The organism is Arthrobacter sp. SLBN-83 (genome assembly GCF_006715285.1).
In the GTDB taxonomy this organism is placed as follows: Bacteria; Actinomycetota; Actinomycetes; order Actinomycetales; family Micrococcaceae; genus Arthrobacter.
Window position 1 is genome coordinate 644,315 of the sequence record NZ_VFMX01000001.1, and the last position, 19,078, is coordinate 663,392.

At 67.3% G+C, this 19,078-nt stretch carries 11 protein-coding genes and 2 tRNA genes; 10 read left to right on the forward strand and 3 right to left on the reverse strand.

Features of this window, described 5'->3' with window-relative positions:
• Window positions 1–20: 20 nt before the first annotated feature.
• Window positions 21–1,004 (reverse strand): NAD(P)H-quinone oxidoreductase, encoded by a 984-nt coding sequence (locus FBY30_RS02835; protein ID WP_142131150.1) that lies wholly within the window; start codon window positions 1,002–1,004, stop codon window positions 21–23.
• 108 nt (window positions 1,005–1,112) lie between these two features.
• On the opposite strand from FBY30_RS02835, the gene FBY30_RS02840 reads away from it, so the two are divergent.
• Both FBY30_RS02840 and FBY30_RS02845 read left to right on the forward strand, forming a co-directional pair.
• Window positions 1,113–1,200: transfer RNA gene (locus FBY30_RS02840), tRNA-Ser, on the forward strand.
• A gap of 451 nt (window positions 1,201–1,651) precedes the next feature.
• Entirely contained in the window at window positions 1,652–6,190 is a 4,539-nt protein-coding gene (locus FBY30_RS02845) for an ExeM/NucH family extracellular endonuclease (RefSeq protein WP_142131151.1), read from the forward strand.
• Window positions 6,191–6,263: 73 nt separating this feature from the next.
• On the opposite strand, the gene FBY30_RS02850 is transcribed toward FBY30_RS02845, so the two are convergent.
• Window positions 6,264–8,195 (reverse strand): FAD/NAD(P)-binding protein, encoded by a 1,932-nt coding sequence (locus FBY30_RS02850; RefSeq protein ID WP_142131152.1) that lies wholly within the window; start codon window positions 8,193–8,195, stop codon window positions 6,264–6,266.
• 83 nt (window positions 8,196–8,278) lie between these two features.
• On the opposite strand from FBY30_RS02850, the gene FBY30_RS02855 reads away from it, so the two are divergent.
• From FBY30_RS02855 to FBY30_RS02870, 4 genes are all read left to right on the forward strand, one after another.
• Window positions 8,279–10,543 (forward strand): prolyl oligopeptidase family serine peptidase, encoded by a 2,265-nt coding sequence (locus FBY30_RS02855; RefSeq protein WP_142131153.1) that lies wholly within the window; start codon window positions 8,279–8,281, stop codon window positions 10,541–10,543.
• Window positions 10,544–10,548: 5 nt separating this feature from the next.
• Complete coding sequence (locus tag FBY30_RS02860) at window positions 10,549–11,079, forward strand: GNAT family N-acetyltransferase (RefSeq protein ID WP_142131154.1); 531 nt, start codon at window positions 10,549–10,551, stop codon at window positions 11,077–11,079.
• 98 nt (window positions 11,080–11,177) lie between these two features.
• A tRNA-Ser gene (locus FBY30_RS02865) sits at window positions 11,178–11,266 on the forward strand.
• Between the two features lie 119 nt (window positions 11,267–11,385).
• Window positions 11,386–12,987, forward strand: a complete 1,602-nt coding sequence (locus tag FBY30_RS02870) for an MFS transporter (RefSeq protein WP_235009311.1) — start codon at window positions 11,386–11,388, stop codon at window positions 12,985–12,987.
• Here FBY30_RS02870 and FBY30_RS02875 read toward each other — a convergent pair.
• A complete protein-coding gene (locus tag FBY30_RS02875; RefSeq protein WP_142131155.1) occupies window positions 12,911–15,115 on the reverse strand; it encodes a RecQ family ATP-dependent DNA helicase in 2,205 nt (734 codons plus the stop codon). The genes FBY30_RS02870 and FBY30_RS02875 overlap by 77 nt on opposite strands.
• Before the next feature lie 150 nt (window positions 15,116–15,265).
• Between FBY30_RS02875 and FBY30_RS02880 the strand changes: the two genes are divergently transcribed.
• The 4 genes from FBY30_RS02880 (at window position 15,266) to FBY30_RS02895 (ending at window position 18,953) form a co-directional block, all read left to right on the forward strand.
• Complete coding sequence (locus FBY30_RS02880; RefSeq protein WP_142131156.1) at window positions 15,266–16,684, forward strand: phosphomannomutase/phosphoglucomutase; 1,419 nt, start codon at window positions 15,266–15,268, stop codon at window positions 16,682–16,684.
• 6 nt (window positions 16,685–16,690) lie between these two features.
• Window positions 16,691–17,188 carry a hypothetical protein gene (locus tag FBY30_RS02885; RefSeq protein WP_142131157.1) on the forward strand — a complete coding sequence of 166 codons (498 nt, stop codon included), beginning with the start codon at window positions 16,691–16,693 and terminating at the stop codon, window positions 17,186–17,188.
• Window positions 17,189–17,203: 15 nt separating this feature from the next.
• Window positions 17,204–17,653 carry an RrF2 family transcriptional regulator gene (locus FBY30_RS02890; RefSeq protein WP_142131158.1) on the forward strand — a complete coding sequence of 150 codons (450 nt, stop codon included), beginning with the start codon at window positions 17,204–17,206 and terminating at the stop codon, window positions 17,651–17,653.
• 139 nt (window positions 17,654–17,792) lie between these two features.
• On the forward strand, window positions 17,793–18,953 hold the full coding sequence (locus FBY30_RS02895; RefSeq protein WP_142131159.1) for a globin domain-containing protein: 1,161 nt from the start codon (window positions 17,793–17,795) through the stop codon (window positions 18,951–18,953).
• Window positions 18,954–19,078 lie beyond the last annotated feature (125 nt).

Sequence of the window (19,078 nt, forward strand, 5' to 3'; positions counted from 1 at the left end):
CGGGTATGCAATGGGGCTTGCTACATGACCAGCAGTACCTTGCCCACATGGTCACCGCTGTCGAAATAGCGGTGGGCCGCACCGACCTGGTCCAAGGGGAAGGTTTTGGCAACGAGCGGACGGATCCTGCCGTCCACCACCAGCGGCCACACCGCATCACGGACGGCGGTCATGATGGCGCCCTTTTCCGCCACCGGCCTGGGCCGCAGGGCGGTAGCCACTACGGCAGCCCGCTTCTTCAGCAGCAGTCCGAGGTCCAGTTCACCCTTGGCCCCGCCCTGCAGGCCGATCACCACCAAGCGGCCGTAGTCCGCCAGGGCATCCACATTCTGCTGGAGGTACTTGGCCCCCACTACATCCAGGATGACGTCCGCGCCCTTGCCGTCGTTTTGCCGCCTCAAGCTCTCCGGGAAATCTTCCTCTTTGTAATTGATGGCAATGTCCGCCCCGAGGAACGCTTTGGCAGTGCTGACCTTTTCCTCGGTGCCGGCCGTCGTGGCCACCTTGGCACCGAACGCCTTGGCCAGCTGGATTGCCATGGTCCCGATGCCGCCGGTGGCGCCGTGGATGAGGACCGTTTCGCCCGGCTGCAGCTGCGCCGTCATGATCAGGTTGGAGTAGACCGTGGCGGCCACCTCAGGGAGGGCTGCCGCGGTGACCAGGTCCACCCCCTCAGGCACGCGCAGCACCTGCTCGGCCGGAACGGCCACCTGCTGTGCGTAGCCACCGCCGGCGAGCAGGGCCACCACCTTGTCCCCCAAGGAGAAAGGCTTGCTGACACCGGGGCCGAAGCCTGCGATCCTGCCGGAAACCTCCAGCCCGGGAACTTCAGAGGCGCCGGGCGGCGGCGGGTAGAACCCCCGGCGCTGCTGCACATCCGCCCGGTTGAGGCCGGCCGCCACCACATCAATCAGCACTTCACCCTGGCCGGGCACCGGGGCATCCACGTCCCGGACTTCCAGCACCTCCGGGCCGCCCGGCTCCGAAATGTAGACGGCTTTCATGGACCTCTCCCGTTCCTGACTCAAAATCCTGGTGCAACCAGTGTGCACCGGGCACCTTTCCCGGCCTGTTTTGTTGCAGGCAAGTGCCTATGAAACACTACTAGCTGAGGAAGGTTGTCCGAGCGGCCGAAGGAGCTGGTCTTGAAAACCAGTGTGCGGTAACCCCGTACCAAGAGTTCGAATCTCTTACCTTCCGCAAGGAAACCCCTGGCAGCCGGCAACGGCGGCCAGGGGTTTTTGCTTTTAATCCCATTGCTTGGTGCCACGGAGCGCGACTGCGGTGACCGCCCCCGGTGTTGCCGGGACGTAAATTCTTTGGACTAACCCCCTGCCAAAGCCCCTCCGGAAAGCTACCCGCCGGTATCGTTTGTGATGGCCGGCACACCTGCGTGCTTGCCGACCTTGTCACTCCGCCAACAGCAATTCCGGTACGGGTTGGGGAAGCCCGTTCCGGAAGTAGGTCCGTTCCGCTGGGAAACGTCCCGCCGAATGCACGCCTTAGCCACCATGCGTTCATTCACTGCTGTTGTCATGAGCCGGACACCCACTCAGACCAGGAGCAGGACTGCGCACCTGGTCCGACCGGTACAGCCGGACGCACCCTCCCGGGCCACCCACCCGGGACACCTCAATGAAAGTAAGAGCGGATGCATCAAAAAACATGGAAGTTGACGCTGGGCACAGCGTTGTCGGCAGGGCTTATCGCAGCCCCGCTGGCAGCTGCTCCCGCGATTGCGGATAACACGGCCGCGGAGGTCTCAGCCGCGGCCGGCACCTCCCCCGTTGTGATCAACGAGGCCTACCTCAGCGGCGGCAGCAGCGGCGCCGCCTACAAGAACAAATTTGTGGAGCTTTACAACACCTCCGACGCTCCGGTGTCCCTTGACGGCTGGTCCGTGCAATACCGCTCCGGCAGCGGTACGGCGGCGCCAAACGGGGTGGCCGCCCTGTCGGGAGCCATCCCGGCCAAGGGCTACTACCTCGTTCAGGGCGGCAGCAACGGCGCCAACGGCGCCGACCTGCCCAGGCCCGACCTCGTGGCCGGCGCCCTCAACTTCGCCGGAACCTCCGGCACCATCGTGCTCGCCAAACAACCCACCGCCGTCGGACTTCCCACCGGATCCGTGGTGGAAACCGCAGGCGTAGCCGATCTCCTGGGCTACGGAACGTCTAACACCTTTGAGGCCCAGGCAGCTGCGGCGCCCGCGTCAAACACCGACGTGAAGAGCCTTAACAGGACCGCCGGCGTGGACAGCAACAGCAATGCCGCAGACTTCAGCCTCAGCGCCGCCATCACGCCGACGTCCACCGGCGGCGCTGCTCCCGCTCCGGATCCGACGCCGGCCCCCGAACCGGTCGCCAGGACCATCGCCGAAATCCAGGGCACCGGGACGGAGAGCCCCTTGACCGGCGCCACCGTCACCACCAAGGGCAAGGTCACTGCGGCTTTCCCCACCGGCGGGCTTAACGGTTACTACATCCAGACCCCGGGCACCGGCGGCGACCTCACGGCCACGAACCATGCCGCATCGGACGGCATCTTTGTCTACTCCCCCGCAACCGTCAGTTCGGTGCAGGCAGGTGACTACGTCCAGGTGACGGGCACCGTGGCCGAGTACTACGGGATGACCCAGCTCAACGTCACGGCGGCCGCGGGCCTCACCAAGCTCACCGACGCCGCACCCGAGGTCAAAGCCACCATCTTCACCCTTCCCGCCACGGAAACCTTCCGCGAGTCGCTGGAAGGCATGCTGCTGGCGCCCCAGGGCCCCATGACGGTGAGCGATAACTACAGCCTGAACCAGTACGGCGAGATCGGCCTGGCAGGCGGGACCACCCCGCTTGAGCAGCCCACCGCAGTGGCACCGTACGGCTCGCCTGAGTACAACGCCCTCGTGGCGGAGAACGCGGCACGCGGCATCAAGCTCGACGACGGCGCCGGCACCAACTTCCTCAAGGAGGCCACCACCAAGGCCGAGGTCCTGCCCTACCTCACCACCACGGATCCCGTCCGGGTGGGCTCGCCCGCCACCTTCACCACCAACGTGGTGCTCGGCTACGCCAACAACTCCTGGAAACTGCAGCCCCTCACCCACCTGACCGAGGCCAACAAGGCCACCGTCCAGCCGGCCAGCTTCGGCGCCACCCGCACCGACGCTCCCGCAGCCGTGGGCGGCAACCTGAAGCTCGCCTCCTTCAACGTGCTGAACTACTTCCCCACCACGGGCGACGCCCTGTCCGGGTGCACCTTCTACGAGGACCGGGACGGCAACCCGATCACCGTCCGCGGCGGCTGCGACGCCCGCGGCGCTGCCAACGCCGAGAACTTCAAGCGCCAGCAGGACAAGATCGTTGCCGCCATCAGCAAGTCCGGCGCCGACGTGGTCACCCTCATGGAGGTGGAGAACTCCGCGAAGTTTGGCAAGGACCGGGACGACGCCCTGGCCAAGCTCGTGGAGGCCCTGAACATCCCCACGCCCGGAATCTGGGACTACGTCCGTACACCCGCCAACGCTCCGCCGCTGGCCGACGAGGACATGATCCGCACCGCCTTTATCTACAAGAAGGCCGCGGCGGAACCTGTCGGCGAATCGATCATCCACAACGACACCGTTGCCTTCGCCAGCGCCCGCAAACCCCTGGCCCAGGTGTTCAAGCCGGTGGGCGGCGGCGGCAGCAGCGAGTTCATCGCCATCGCCAACCACTTCAAGTCCAATGGCTCGGCAGCAACGCCGGACGATACGGACAAGGGCCAGGGCGCCTCCAACCTCGCCCGCACAGCCCAGGCCAAGTCCCTGCTGGACTTTGCCAACTCGCTGCAGGCCACCAAGGGCACGGACAAGGTCTTCCTGATCGGCGATTTCAACTCGTACGGCAAGGAAGATCCCATCAACGTCCTGACCGGGGCAGGCTACGTCAACCAGGATGATAAGGCGAAGAACGCCGACGGCTCGGCCAAGCACTCCTACCTCTTCGGGGGCCTGGTGGGCTCCCTGGACCACATCCTGGCCTCGCCCGCCGCCAATGCGGTGGTATCGGGCGCGGACATCTGGAACATCAACTCCGTTGAATCCGTGGCCCTGGAGTACAGCCGCCACAACAACAACATCACCAACTACTACGCTCCGGACCAGTTCCGCGCCAGCGACCACGACCCCGTGGTGGTGGGCCTGAACCTCCCGGCTACACCTGCCAGCGTTGACCTGAACTTCCTGAACATCAACGATTTCCACGGCCGGATCGACACCAACACCGTGCAGGTGGCCGGCACCATCGAGAAGCTCCGCGCCGCGGCCGCCCCGGGCGCCACGGCGTTCCTGTCCGCCGGCGACAACATCGGTGCGTCGCTTTTCGCCTCGGCCGTAGCCAAGGACCAGCCCACCATCGACGTGCTGAACGCGCTGGAGCTGAAGGCATCAGCCGTGGGCAACCACGAGTTCGACGGCGGCTGGGCGGACCTGCGCGACCGCGTCATTGCCGGCGGCACCAACGCCAAGTTCCCCTACCTGGGCGCCAACGTCTACAGAAAGGGCACCACCGAATCGGTCCTGCCGGAGTACACCGTGCTGGACATGAACGGGATCAAGGTGGCCGTGATCGGCACCGTTACCCAGGAAGTTCCGTCCCTGGTGACGCCGGCCGGCATCGCCGACCTCGACTTCGGCGACCCCGTCGAGGCCATCAACCGGGTAGCCGCGAAGATCACGGCGGACAAGCTTGCGGACGTGATCATCGTTGAGGACCACGACGGCGCCGACTCCGGTGTGGTGGAAGGCGCCACCTTGGAACAGGAAGTGGCAGCCGGCGGGCCTTTCGCCAAGCTGGTCACCGAAACGTCCCCCGAGGTGGACGCCATCTTCACCGGGCATACCCACAAGGAGTATGCCTGGGACGCACCTGTTCCCGGTGTGGCGGGCAAGACCCGGCCCATCGTGCAGACCGGCAACTATGGCGAAAACGTTGGCCAGATCCAGCTGACCGTAGACACCGCCACCAAGGAGGTCACCGGCTACAAGGCCGCCAACATCAAGCGCAGCACTGAAGCGGCCGCTGACCTGGTTGCCGCCTTCCCGCGCGTGGCCGCCGTCGACGCCATCGTCAAGAAGGCCCTGGCAGACGCGGCCGCGGTGGGCAACCAGCCCGTCGGCTCGGTCACCAAGGACACCACCACCGCCTTCACCACCGATGCCACCGGCACCGCCAAGCGCGATGACCGCGGCAGCGAATCCACCCTGGGCAACCTGGTGGCCGACTCGCTGCTTGATTCGCTGAAGTCTTCCGACCTCGGCGGTGCGGAGATCGGCGTCGTGAATGCCGGCGGCCTGCGCAACGAGCTGTACTACGCACCGGACGGCACCATCACCTACGCCGAGGCCAACGCGGTGCTCCCGTTCGTGAACAACCTGTGGACCACGTCCCTCACCGGTGCGCAGTTCAAGACGCTCCTGGAGCAGCAGTGGCAGACCAACCCGGACGGCACGGTTCCCAGCCGCGCCTACCTGCAGCTGGGCCTGTCAAAGAACGTGAACTACACCTACGACGCCGCCCGTGCAGCGGGTGACCGGATCACCTCGGTGCGGGTGAACGGCGAACTGCTGGACCCGGCCAAGTCCTACCGGGTGGGCACGTTCAGCTTCCTGGCAACCGGAGGCGACAACTTCCGGGTCTTCACCGAGGGCACCAATACCCGGGATTCCGGGCTGGTGGACCGGGATGCCTGGATTGGCTACCTGCAGAAGAGCAGCCCGGTGTCCCCGGACTTCGCCCGCCGTTCCGTGGCCGTCACCAACACCACGGCCGCCGGGGTCAAGCCCGGAGGGCCCATCACCCTGGCAGTGTCCAAGCTGGACCTGACGTCCCTGGGCAGCCCGGTGAACACGGCCCTGCAGGCGTCCTTCACTGACGCCGCCGGCACGATCATCCCGCTCGGCACGGTTCCGGTGGCTTCCGGTGCGGCCTCCGTGAACCTGGCCGTCCCCGCCGGCGCTGCGGAGGGCACCGCAACCCTGGTGCTCACCGCCGTCGAATCCGGCACCGTGGTGAAGGTTGCCGTACTGGTTGGCGCGGACATCCCGGCAAAGCCGGTCTGCGTCCCGCCGGTCAAGCCCACCCGCCCGGCCGACGTCAGGGGCCAGGCGAACTACGGCCAGGCCATGGCCGAATACCGGGCCTGCCTGCGCGGCTAAACCCCCGGATGCGCTATCACTTTTGGTTCCTATTCCGGTGGTTTGGGGACCAAAAGTGATAGCGCATCGGCGTTTAAGCCGGGTTGAGGATGGCGGCCGCGATCTCGTCGGCGTCGCGGAGGGTGCGCTGGCCGCTGAGGTATGCGGGGGTGCCCGCCTGGACGGCCTCGGCGGCGATCGCCGTGCCCCACTGGGCGGAGGACAACTGCAGCCCCAGAACATACAAGTTTTCCGTTACGGATCCGTTGGCGGCCACCGGGCGGTACGGGTGGGGCTCCACGTCCAGACCGGTGGATTCGATGGGGGCGCCCTCTGCGGTCATCATGAGCTTGGGCCGGACCAGCCCGTCGGACAGCAGCTGTTCCAGCACCGGGGAGTCGTTGGCCGAGACCCGGTTACCCGGTGCCAGGGCCTCCACCATGGTCCGCGCGGTGGCAGGCGGACCGGCAACCCAGGGCGAAGCCGCGGTGAAGACCGCCGCTTTCCGGTCCACGCCGAATTTGGGGTCCGGCCCAACAAAGCTGACCACCCCGGCCCGCGCCAGCGCGGCGAGCTGTTCGGACCGCAGCGCCGGGGGCCCGCTGGCCAGGCCCTCCACAAAGGACTCGAACCAGCCACGCAGCCCGGCGACCCATGACTCATCGGTGATGCCGCCGTCGGCCACTGCTGTCTTCAGGACCGCCCGCCCGTGGTGCAGCGCACCGATGGCCATCTTGACGGGGTCGTCCTCACCCAGGGCTGAGCGGCGTGCGTCGTCGAGCAGGAACTCCACCACTGCTGCGTCGTGCTCACCGTGGGACGCGAACGAGCGGCCTGCCAGCGGAGCCGTAAGTCCCGGCAGGTCCAGGCGGTGCCGGGGGCCGACGTGGATGGCCAGGACGCTTTCAACGCTGTCCTCCCAGTTGGCAGCGCTGTGCGCGTGCGGTTGCAGCGCCTCCTCCAGCGCGGACAGGAACGCCGGCGCATCGGGCACCGCCCCGGGCTGCGAGCGCACCAGTGTTGAGTAGTAGGCCCACAGGGCGTCCCGGTGCAGCAGCGGCCAGAGGTCGTGGTCAAAGGACGGACGGATGCCGGTCTTGGCCAGCCGCCCAATCGCTGCCTCCGTGAGGTAGCGCAGTGTGATGGACGGGGCGTAGTAGCCGGGCAGGGCCGCCTTGGCCCGGTACGGCGTCCCGCGCCGGGACGCGGCGATGATCAGCGGTTCCTGGCCGGACGGTTCGTACTCCAGGCCGCTGCCGGTGGGGACGAACTTCCCGCCGCGGCCCTCGGTGAGCTGCCCCATGGTGTCGAAGAAGTTCAGCCCCATCCCGCGGACCAGGACGGGTTCACCGGCGGGGATCCGGGACCAGTCCACGTCGGCGGGCACGGCAGGAGGGAAGTACTGAAGCCCCAGCTGCGCGGCTGATACCTGCAGTTCACGCTGTTCCGGATTGAGGCGTGACGGGATGTGACCCAGCGCCAGCACCACCGAGTTGGCGCGGATGGTCTCCCCGGCGGCCAGGCCGACGTCGTACCTTCCGTCCCCCACGGGACGCACCGACTGTGCGGACGTTTCGTGGAATTCGACCGTGACGCCGCGGGGTGCCTTGTCCAACAATTCCGTCAGGGTGCTGCGCAGGTAGCGTCCGTAGAGGGCGCGGCTGGGGAAGTCAGTGGACTCCAGCACCGCCAGTTCCGCCAGTTCATCGGCCGTGAGGTCCGGCAGCGGATCCCGCTGCTGCTTGGCCCGCCACTGGTCGAAGGTGGTGCCGGCAACCGGCGCGGGCAGGGACGGATCCTGCGGAATCAGGGTGGGGTAAAAGGACTGGGTGTTCATGAGGAACAGCCGGGACTGGCCCGGCTGCCAGACATGCCCGGGACCGGCCGGGAAGGGGTCCACCACGTCGACGTGCAGCCGCACCGGCCCGCCGGCCGCCGCTGCGTGGGCGAGCAGCCGCTCCAGCACGCTGGTGCCACGGGGGCCGCCGCCGATGATGACGGCCCGGTTGCTCTGCGAGAATTCCACGGATCCAGCGTACGGGCTGAATACGGGGCCTGCTCCCACCGTGTGACTTGCCAGCCATGGGCGATGTTGTTTGGATGGGGCGCATGACCACCACAGCAGCTGATCAAGCGCCCTTTCCCGGTCCCGGCGGGGACACTTCCGGCACCGCACCCCGGGAGACCGCACCGGAACCCGTCGACGAAAACGTGTGGCTGGAGGACATCTACGGCGAGGAGCAGCTGGCCTGGGTCAGGGAACAGAACTCCCGCACCGAGGACCTGTTGGAGGACAGCGGCTATGCCGAGTTGGAAGCCGGCATCCTGGAAATCCTGGACTCGACGGACCGGATCGCCATGGTGGGCAAGCGCGGCGACTGGTACTACAACTTCTGGAAGGACGGCCGGAACCCCAAAGGCCTCTGGCGGCGCACCACCTGGGACAGCTACTGCACCGATGCCCCGGAATGGGATGTCCTCCTGGACGTGGATGAGCTGTCCCGCACCGAAGGCGTGGAGTGGGTGTTCCACGGCGCAACCTTCCTGCGCCCCGCGGCCGGCGAACCATACCGGCTGGCGCTGCTGGCCCTCTCCCCCGACGGCGGCGACGCCAACCGCTACCGCGAGTTCGACGTCGAGGCACGCGGCTTTGTGGATCAGGGCCAGGGCGGGTTCGACCTGCCGACAGCCAAGGGCAACGTGTCCTGGCTGGACGCGGACACGCTGCTGGTAGCCTCCACCGCGGACGGGCTGCCCAAGACCGCCTCCTCCTACGCCCGCACGGCAGTGACGCTCAAGCGCGGCGAATCCCTGGCCACAGCGCCGCGCCTCTTTGAGGTACCCGAAGACCACATGATGGCCGTAGCCGCGCATGACTCCACGCCCGGCTTTGAGCGGACCTTCGCTGTGGACTACATCGACTTCTTCAACCGCACCAACTTTGTGCTGCGGGACGAATCCTGGGTTCCCGTTGACGTGCCCACCGACGTCAACGTCAGCGCGCACCGGGAATGGCTGCTCTTCCGCCCTCAGCAGGACTGGGTACTGGAAGGCGCCACCTATCCCTCAGGGTCGCTGGTTGCCGCCAACTTCGAGGACTACCTCGCCGGCAGGCGGAAGCTGACCGTCCTGTTCACCCCGGATCCGCACACCTCACTGCAGTCCTGGAGCTGGACCCGGAACTTCCTGCTGCTCAACCTGCTCAAGGACGTTTCCTCCGAGATCCGGGTACTGGACCCGTCCCGGGCCGGCGGCACCGACGGCTGGGCCGCCACTCCCCTGGACGCCTGCCCGCCGCTGCACGACGTCAACGCTTACGCCGTGGACGACGAGGACGAGGCGCCGGCCGACGGCGGGGCCGGCGACGATTTCTGGCTTATCGCCACCGGTTTCACCACCCCCACCACGCTGATGCGCGGCACGCTGGAGCGAAGCGCTTCGGAAGATGGCGCTGATCAATCCGGGGTGGGGACGCCTGGCGTGGTGAGCCGTCACGCAACAGTCAAGACCTCGCCGTCGTTCTTTGCCGACGGTGACTATGAGGTGGAGCAGCACTTCGCCGTGTCCGACGACGGCACCCGGGTCCCGTACTTCCAGGTGGCTCCGCGGGGGCTGCCTTTGGACGGGCAGAACCCCACGCAGCTGTCCGGCTACGGCGGGTTTGAGGTTTCACGGACACCCGCTTACAGCGGCACGGTGGGCAGGGCGTGGCTGGAGCGGCGGACCACCCTCTCGGACGGAAGCGACGGGAAGGCCCCGCATTCGCGCGGCGGCGTCTATGTGGTGGCGAACATCCGCGGCGGCGGCGAGTACGGGCCGGCATGGCACCGGGCCGCGTTGAAGGAAAACCGGCACCGGGCGTACGAGGACTTCGCAGCCGTGGCCCGCGACCTCATCTCGCGCGGCGTCACCTCGCCGCGGCGGCTGGGCTGCGTGGGCGGCTCCAACGGCGGCCTCCTGGTGGGAAACATGCTCACCCGCTACCCGGAGCTGTTCAGGGCCGTCTCCTGCGGGGTGCCCCTGCTGGACATGCGCCGCTACACCAAGCTCTCTGCCGGGCATTCATGGATTGCCGAGTACGGGGATCCGGATGTTCCCGAACAGTGGGAGTACATCAGGACGTTCTCGCCCTACCACCTGCTCAAGGATGCCGTCGAGTACCCGGAAACCTTTATCTGGACGGCCACCTCGGACGACCGCGTGGGTCCCGTCCAGGCGCGCAAGATGGCAGCCCGGATGCTGGCCATGGGCATTCCGAATGTGTGGTTCCACGAGGCGCTGGAAGGCGGCCATGCCGGCGCATCCGACAACCGGCAGGCCGCCGCGCTGCAGGCCCGCAGCCAGCATTTCCTGTGGAAGGCGTTGGCAGGCTGAACGCTTTGGATTCCGGTCTGACCGTTCGGCGGGCCGGCGCCGGTGACGTTGAGCGGCTTGCCCAGGTGCATGTCCTTTGCTGGCAGGAGACGTACCGGGGCATACTGTCCGAGGCCTTCCTGGCTGCAGTGGATCCGGCGGGCCGGCTGCGGCTGTGGCGCCACCTGTTGGACCGCCCCGAGCCTGCCGAGGCATGGGTGGCGTGCGACGGCGGGACGGTGGTTGGATTTTCCGGCTCCCGCCGGTTGCCCGCTCCCGGTTCGCCGGAAGGCCACGCGCCGCCGTCGTCCGGAGACCTGGAACTGTGGGGCCTCTACCTGCTGGCCTCGCACCAGGGTCTTGGGCTGGGCGGCCGTTTGCTGGAGGCGGCCATCGGCACCCGCGCGGCGAGCCTGTGGGTGGCCGCCGGCAACAGCCGGGCCATCGGCTTCTACCGGCGTTTCGGCTTTGAACCCGACGGCGCCGAGGACGTCCTGGCTGACTGGGAGAACCTGCCCGAGATCCGCATGGTCCGCCCGGAGCAGCGTTTGCCCTAGGCCGGCGGGGCTTTAGCGATTGGTTTGGGTACTGACGGGAACCGTTTTGCGCTGCATGGCTGGATCTGCGTATCCTTGGTGGGCTAGCAATAGCAATTGGAGACGTGCCAGAGCGGCCGAATGGACTTCACTGCTAATGAAGGGTCGGGGTTAAACTCGACCGGGGGTTCAAATCCCCCCGTCTCCGCGTTTGGCCCCGGTCCTCGGACCGGGGCCTTTTGCGTTTTCCGGCGAATTGCGGGAACGCGCTGTCCAACACACGGACGTGCAGGGCGCCAGCTCGTGCCGCGGTGGCAGGATTAGCCCATGGCGGCACGCAGCAATCCACACCAGCCGGACGGCACCCATTCAGGATGGAACCCGCGCCTGGCACTCCTGGTGGCGGCGACCTTCTTCATGGAATTCCTGGACGGCACGGTCCTCACCACGGCCATTCCCAGCATCGCGACCGACTTCGCCATTCCCGCTGCCGACGTCAACATCACCATGACGGCCTACCTCCTGACCGTGGCCGTTGGAATTCCCATCAGCGGCTGGCTGGCTGAACGGTTCGGCGCCAGGCGGATTTTCTGTGCAGCCATCGCCGTTTTCACCCTCGCTTCGCTGGCCTGCGCCCTGAGCCAGGACCTGGTTACGTTGACCCTGAGCCGCATCGCCCAGGGAGCCGGCGGGGCCATGATGGTCCCGGTGGGAACCCTGGTGGTCCTGCGCGGCACACCGAAGTCCGAGCTGCTGCGGGCCACCGCGTTCCTGGTGTGGCCGGGGCTCCTCGCACCGGTCCTTGCACCACTGGTGGGCGGCGCGCTCACCACTTACCTGTCGTGGCACTGGATCTTCCTGGTAAACATCCCCCTCGGGGCAGCAGCGTTTGCCGCTGCCCTGCGCCTGGTTCCGGTCACACCCGGGGACCCTGGCCGACGGCTGGACTGGACCGGCATGGCACTGACCACCGTCGGGGTGGGCGCGCTGGTGGCCGGCCTGGAGCTGGCCAGCAGCCATCCGGAGCTGCCCTGGGCCGGAATCAGCGCGCTGGCCGGAGCCGCAGCACTCACCGCCGCCGTGCTCTGGATGCGCCGGGCCCCCCACCCCCTGTTCAATCTCCAGGTCTTCCATGCCCGGACGTTCCGGGCCATGGCCACCGGCGGGTTCGTTTACCGGGTGACCATCAGCTCGGTCCCCTTCCTGCTGCCGCTGATGTTCCAGACGGGGTTCGGCTGGTCACCACTGCAGGCCGGTGCCATGGTGGCAGCGGTGTTCATCGGCAACATCGGGATCAAACCGGCCACCACCCCGCTGATCCGGAAGTTCGGGTTTAAGGCAATGCTGGTGTTCGCCTCCGTGGCATCAGCCATCACCTTCGCCCTCTGCGCCTTCCTGACGCCGGAGACCCCTGAGGTACTGATGTTCGTACTGCTGGTGGGCAGCGGCGCCTTCCGTTCCATCGGGTTCTCCGCTTACGCGTCGGTCCAGTACGCGGACATCCCGCCGGCGCAACTCACGTCCGCCAATACGGTTTCGGCCACGATCGTGCAACTGGGCACCGGATCGGGCATCGCCCTCGCAGCCCTGCTCATCCGGACCTTCAGCGGCCCGGCCCTGGTCCCCCAGGATCCAGCCGAGCCCTTCCGCGGCGCGTTCCTGGCGATGGCGGTCCTGATGCTCGCCAGCACGGCGGACAGCCTGCTGCTCCCCCGGCACGCCGGGGCGGCAGTGAGCCAGCGGGATCAGTCTCCCAAACACGGTGCCGCAGCAGACGGGGCCGCGCAGCCAGCCGCCGCCGGAACCGACGCCATGGTCAAACCCGCCCAAGCCGGCAGCACCCAGCCCGCGGTCAGCCTGCCTGCGCCAGAACCAGGGGAAGCACCGCTCCCGCCCCGGCCTGCCGAAGGGCGCGCCCCGCGACGGTAAGGGTCCACCGGCTGTCGGCGAGGTCATCAATCAGCATCACGCTCTGGCCCTGGACCGACTGCAGGGCCGCCCCAAGTTCGGGGCCCACCACCAGCCGGTCCCAAACCCCGGCCAGTCTGTAGGCGCTGTTGCCGCCGCGGCCGCCGGTAGGGCCGCCGTGCGCCAACTGCAGCTCGCCAAGGTAGGGAATGCGCCCGATATCGGAGATTCCCCGCGCCAGTGAGCCCACCAGTTGCGGCTTGCTCCGGGACGGGACGGCAACGATGGCGGCAGGCCGGCCTGCTCCGCTCCAGCCCGGGTTCCGGCTGTCGCCAGCCCCCCATTCGCGCAGGACCTGCACGCAGGCCTGGAGCATGCCGGGGTCCACCGGCCGGTCCTCCGCCCCGGCGGCAAACAGCTCCCGCAGGGCACCGCCCCACCCAAGATCCGTAAGCCTGGCCAGGACCCGTCCCTCCGACAAGCCTTCGCCCGGCTTGAGTTTGCCTTTCACCGGGACTCCCAAACGGTCCATGCCGCTGGGCCACTGAAGCCGCGGCTCCAGGACGCCGCCTGCCCTGCTCAAGGTCTGGCTTGCCGCTGCTGTAGCGTCCGCGGCAACGTCTGCCGGGAACCACCGGCCGGCGCAGTTATCGCAGCGGCCGCACGGACGGGCTGTCTCGTCGTCCAGGACGGAGGTGATGTACTCCATCCGGCAGCCTGCGGTGTCCTGGTAGATCACCATGGAGTCCTGCTCGTCCACGCGGGCCTCGGCAATGCGGCCGTACCGCTCCGCGTCGTAAACCCACGGCTGGCCCGTGGACCGCCAGCCTCCGCCAACCCGTTCCACCGCGCCGTCCACTGACAGCACTTTCAGCAGCAGCTCCAGCGGCGTGCGGCGGAGGTCAACACGGGCTTCCAGCGCCACCGTTGACAGGGCTGTGCCGGCTTCGGCCAATGCCGTCAGCACGGCTGCTGCCTTTTCCTCCGAGGGCATGGAGGCGGTGGCGAAGTACTGCCAGATCTCACGGTCCTCGGAGCCCGGCAGCAACAGGACATCGGCGTTGGCAGCACCACGGCCGGCACGTCCCACCTGCTGGTAGTAGGCCACCGGCGATGAGGGAGCCCCGAGGTGGACCACGAAGCCAAGGTCGGGCTTGTCGAAGCCCATGCCCAGGGCGGACGTGGCCACCAGCGCCTTGACCTGGTTGTCCTTCAACAGCTGCTCTGCCCGCTCCCGGTCGGCAGGGTCGGTCCGCCCGGTATAGGCAAGCACGTTATGTCCCGCTTCGGACAGCAGCCGGGCTGTGTCCTCCGCCGCGGAAACGGTCAGGGAGTAAATGATGCCGCTGCCTGGAAGATCGGCCAGGTGGGTCAGCAGCCAGCCCAGGCGCGCCTTGGAGTCAGGCAGCGACAGGACTCCCAGCCGCAGCGAGTCCCGGCCCAGGGAGCCGCGGATGGTCAGGACCCCGGCGCCGAGCTGTTCTTCAATATCGTGCACCACCCGCGAGTTGGCCGTGGCGGTGGTGGCCAGGACGGGTACCGAATCCGGCAACCGGGTGATGAGGTCCGCGATGCGGCGGTAATCGGGCCGGAAGTCGTGGCCCCAGTCGGAAATGCAGTGGGCTTCGTCGATGACCAGCAGCCCGGTACGGCGGAGGAGTTCGGGCAGCTGGGTCTCCCGGAATGCCGGGTTGGTAAGCCGTTCCGGAGAGACCAGGAGGACATCAACCTCATCTGCAGCCAACTGCTCGCGGACGGCTTCCCACTCCAACTGGTTGGCGGAGTTGATGGCGACGGCGCGGACCCCGGCACGGGCGGCAGCGGCCACCTGGTCCCGCATCAGGGCAAGCAGCGGCGAGACGATCAGGGTAGGTCCGGCTCCGCGGCGCCGCAGCAGGAGGGAGGCCACGAAGTACACGGCCGATTTGCCCCAGCCGGTCCGCTGGACCACCAAAGCCCGCCGCCCGCCGTCGACCAATGCCTCGATGGCTTCAAACTGGCCGTCGTGGAAGACGGCGCCCGGGTTGCCCACCAGCCCGCGAAGGACCTCAAGCGCCTCGGCATGCGTGGCGGTCGCCGGCGCGCCCGGACCTGCCTTTTCTGCAACTGCGGTAGCGGAAACTGGGGAAGCGTACTGGTTATTGGCCATTGACTCAGTATCCCAGCACCCTCCGACACCCCGCACAGCGTCGCACTGCTATGTGGAAACGGGCCGGCCACCCGCTGCAAAGCAAGGCTGTTACGCAAGTTCTCCCAAAGTCCCCTTGGCCACATGCGCCGCACACGTAAGATAAAGCCCGTGACTAGCGAACAGACAACGACATTTGATCTCTCGGCCTCCTTCAAGGCCTACGACGTCCGCGGGATCGTAGGCGAGTCGATCACCGCCGAAATCGTCGAAGCCGTGGGGGCCGCGTTCGTGGATGTCCTGCAGCTTGAGGGCCAGACCATCGTGGTGGGCGGCGACATGCGCCCCTCATCCCCAGAGTTCACCAAGGCGTTCGCCAATGGAGCGGCAACGCGGGGTGCCAACGTGGAGCTGCTGGACCTGATCTCCACGGACGAACTGTACTTCGCCTGCGGTTTCCTCAACCGCGCCGGGGCAACCTTCACCGCCAGTCACAACCCTGCCGAGTACAACGGCATCAAGATGGCCAAGGCAGGCGCCGTGCCCATCTCCTCCGAAACCGGCCTCAAGGACATCCAGGCCCTCGCCGAGCAGTACCTGAACTCCGGATCCATTCCGGCTGCCGGCACCAAGGGCCTTATCAGCGTCCGCGACGTACTCAAGGACTACTCCGAGTACCTCCGCAAGCTCGTGGACCTCTCCGCATCCCGTCCCCTGAAGGTTGTGGTGGACGCCGGCAACGGCATGGCCGGGCTGACCACGCCGGCGGTCCTGGGCGACGCATTGCTGCCCAAGCTGCCGTTCGACATCGTTCCGCTCTACTTCGAACTGGACGGTTCCTTCCCCAACCACCCGGCCAACCCGCTGGAGCCGGAAAACCTCCGTGACCTGCAGGCCGCCGTCATCGAGCACGGCGCGGACATTGGCCTGGCGTTCGACGGCGACGCCGACCGCTGCTTTGTCATCGATGAAAAGGGCGAGCCCGTGTCGCCGTCGGCCATTACCGGGATGGTGGCCCGCCGCGAAATTGCCCGCGCCAAGGCCCAGGGCGAGGAAACCCCCACGATCATCCACAACCTGCTCACCTCCCGTGCCGTCTCCGAGTTGGTGGAGCACGACGGCGGCCGCGCCGTCCGCACGCGCGTGGGCCACTCCTTCATCAAGGCAGTCATGGCCAAAGAAGGCGCGGTATTCGGCGGCGAGCACTCCGCGCACTTCTACTTCCGCGACTTCTGGAACGCGGACACCGGCATGCTGGCCGCCATGCACGTCCTCGCTGCCCTGGGCGAGCAGGACGGCCCGCTCTCCGAGCTGGCACGCGAATATGAGCCCTACGTCAGCTCCGGCGAAATCAACTCCGAGGTGGAGGACAAGCCCGCAGCCGTGGAGCGGGTCCGCCAGGCCTTCGCGGACGAGGACCTCACCATCGACACCCTGGACGGCAGTACGTTCACAGCCAATGACGGCAGCTACTGGTTCAACCTCCGCCCGTCCAACACCGAACCGTTCCTGCGGCTCAACGCCGAGGCCACGGACCGGGCCACCATGGAACGCGTTCGCGACCGCGTCCTGTCCCTGGTGCGGGCCTAGGACCGGATGACCGACTACACGGGGCAGGCAGCGGACGGCAACGGCGGTCAGGACAGCTGGCGCGATTCCGTCTCCGAAGCCACGGCAACTGACCTGGAGAATCTCCTGGGCACGGGCGTCAGCGCGGCCCAGGAGCAGCTCCAGCGCAATGGCGGCTTCCTGCCCTTCGCGCTGACAGTCCAGAACGACGGCGAGGTGCGGCTGGTTGCCGTCTCCCCGGCGGATGCCGGGGAAGGCACGGACGGGGACTTCGACGCCGACGCCATGATCCGCGACCTGCAGGCACTCCTGCGCCAGAACCGTGACGACTTCCGTGCCGCGGCCGTGGTCTGCGACATCCTCCTGGTGGAGGAGGATTCAGACGCCATCCACGTCGCCGCCGAACACCGTGACGGCTCCCTCTTCGCAGCCGTGCTGCCCTACTCGGCCAACGCCACCACCCAGTCCTGGGAATTTGGCGAGCTGGGCGCGGACGCCAGCGAGCCCACCATCTGGGTGGACTAGACCGGACCTGCAGCCATGAAGATCAATGCCTTTGCTGATGTCAGCCTGCGCGCGCTCATGGTGCTCGCAGCCGTTCCCGACGGCACGCTGCTGACCACCCAGAGCATCGCAGACTCGGTGGGTACGCCGTACAACCACGTCAGCAAGGCCATGGCCAAGCTGCGGAGCATGGGCCTGATCGAGGTGGTCCGCGGCCGCTCCGGAGGTTCACGGCTCAGCCATGCGGGGCGGACCGCCACCGTAGGCCAAATCCTCCGGCAACTCGATAGCCGCACCGATCCCGCAGACTGCGTGTCTCCCGCCGGAAACTGCCCCCTCATCAACGAGTGCCGCCTGCGCGGCGCCCTGGCCCGCGCGCGCGAGGCATTCTACGCCGAGCTTGATTCGGTGGTCATCGGGGAACTTCCCCAGGCCCGGCAGATGGCGCCGGTTTTCCAGATGATCGGCCTCCGCCCCGGGCTTTAGCCCCGAAAATCCGGGGGTCCGCTCCCGGTTTGATTTCAAACTTCTACGAGGTGTAGAAATGAGGCAGAAATACTCGTATTTCAAATACGAGTTTTCCTCCGGCCGGACGAAGGCCCCGGCCATAACCTCAGGAGTACAGATGCTCTCGGACAAGTCCCGCCCCGTCATTGAGGCCACCCTGCCGCTGGTCGGCTCCCGGATCGGATCCATCACCCCCAACTTCTACGCCCGCCTCTTCGCCGCGCACCCCGAACTGATGGACGGCTTGTTCAGCCGCTCAAACCAGCGCTCCGGCAACCAGCAGCAGGCCCTTGCCGGGAGCATCGCCGCCTTCGCCACCCACCTGGTGAACAACCCGGGTACCCTGCCCGAAACCGTCCTTTCGCGCATCGCCCACCGGCACGCCTCCCTGGGCATCACCGAGCCGCAGTACCAGGTGGTCTACGAGCACCTGTTCGCGGCCATCGCAGAGGACCTGGCTGAAGTCATCACCACGGAAATCGCCGAAGCCTGGACTGAGGTGTACTGGCTGATGGCGGATGCACTGATCAAGCTTGAGAAGGGCCTCTACGCTGCCCAGGCCAATGACAAGATGTGGACTCCCTGGCGCGTGGCCGCCAAGACTCCCGCGGGAACCGGATCCATGACGTTCACCCTGGAGCCTGCGGACGACACCCCTGTGACCCCCGCCCTTCCCGGCCAGTACATCAGCGTCAAGGTTGCCGTTGCGGACGGCCTGCGCCAGGTCCGGCAGTACTCCCTCTCCGGCGACGCCGGCACCAGCCGCACCTTCACCACCAAGCTGGACGACGGCGGAGAGGTCTCCCCCGTGCTGCACAACACCGTCCAGGTGGGCGACGTCGTCGAAATCTCCAACCCCTACGGTGAGATCACGCTCAAGGAGGGCGACGGTCCGGTGGTCCTCGCGTCCGCGGGCATCGGCTGCACCCCCACCGCCTCCATCCTCCGCTCCCTCGCCGAGTCCGGCTCCGACCGCCAGGTCCTGGTGCTGCACGCCGAAAGCACCCTGGACAGCTGGGCCCTGCGCAGCCAGATGACGGACGACGTGGAACGCCTCGACGGCGCCGAACTGCAGCTCTGGCTTGAAAAGCCGGTGGACGGGGCCAGGGAAGGCTTCATGTCCCTGCGCGAAGTGGACCTTCCCGCCAACGCGTCCCTGTACCTGTGCGGCCCACTGCCGTTCATGAAGAACATCCGCAATGAGGCCATTAACGCGGGCATCCCGGCCACCCGCATCCACTACGAGGTCTTCGGCCCGGACATCTGGCTCGCCAGCTGAAATCCATTGCTCCGTACCGGCCCTTTTGACGGCCCAAAAGGGCCGTTCCGGAGCAATCGATGGGAATCCGTGGGGAACGACGACGGCCCCGCACCTTTCACAAAAGGTGCGGGGCCGTCGTCGTG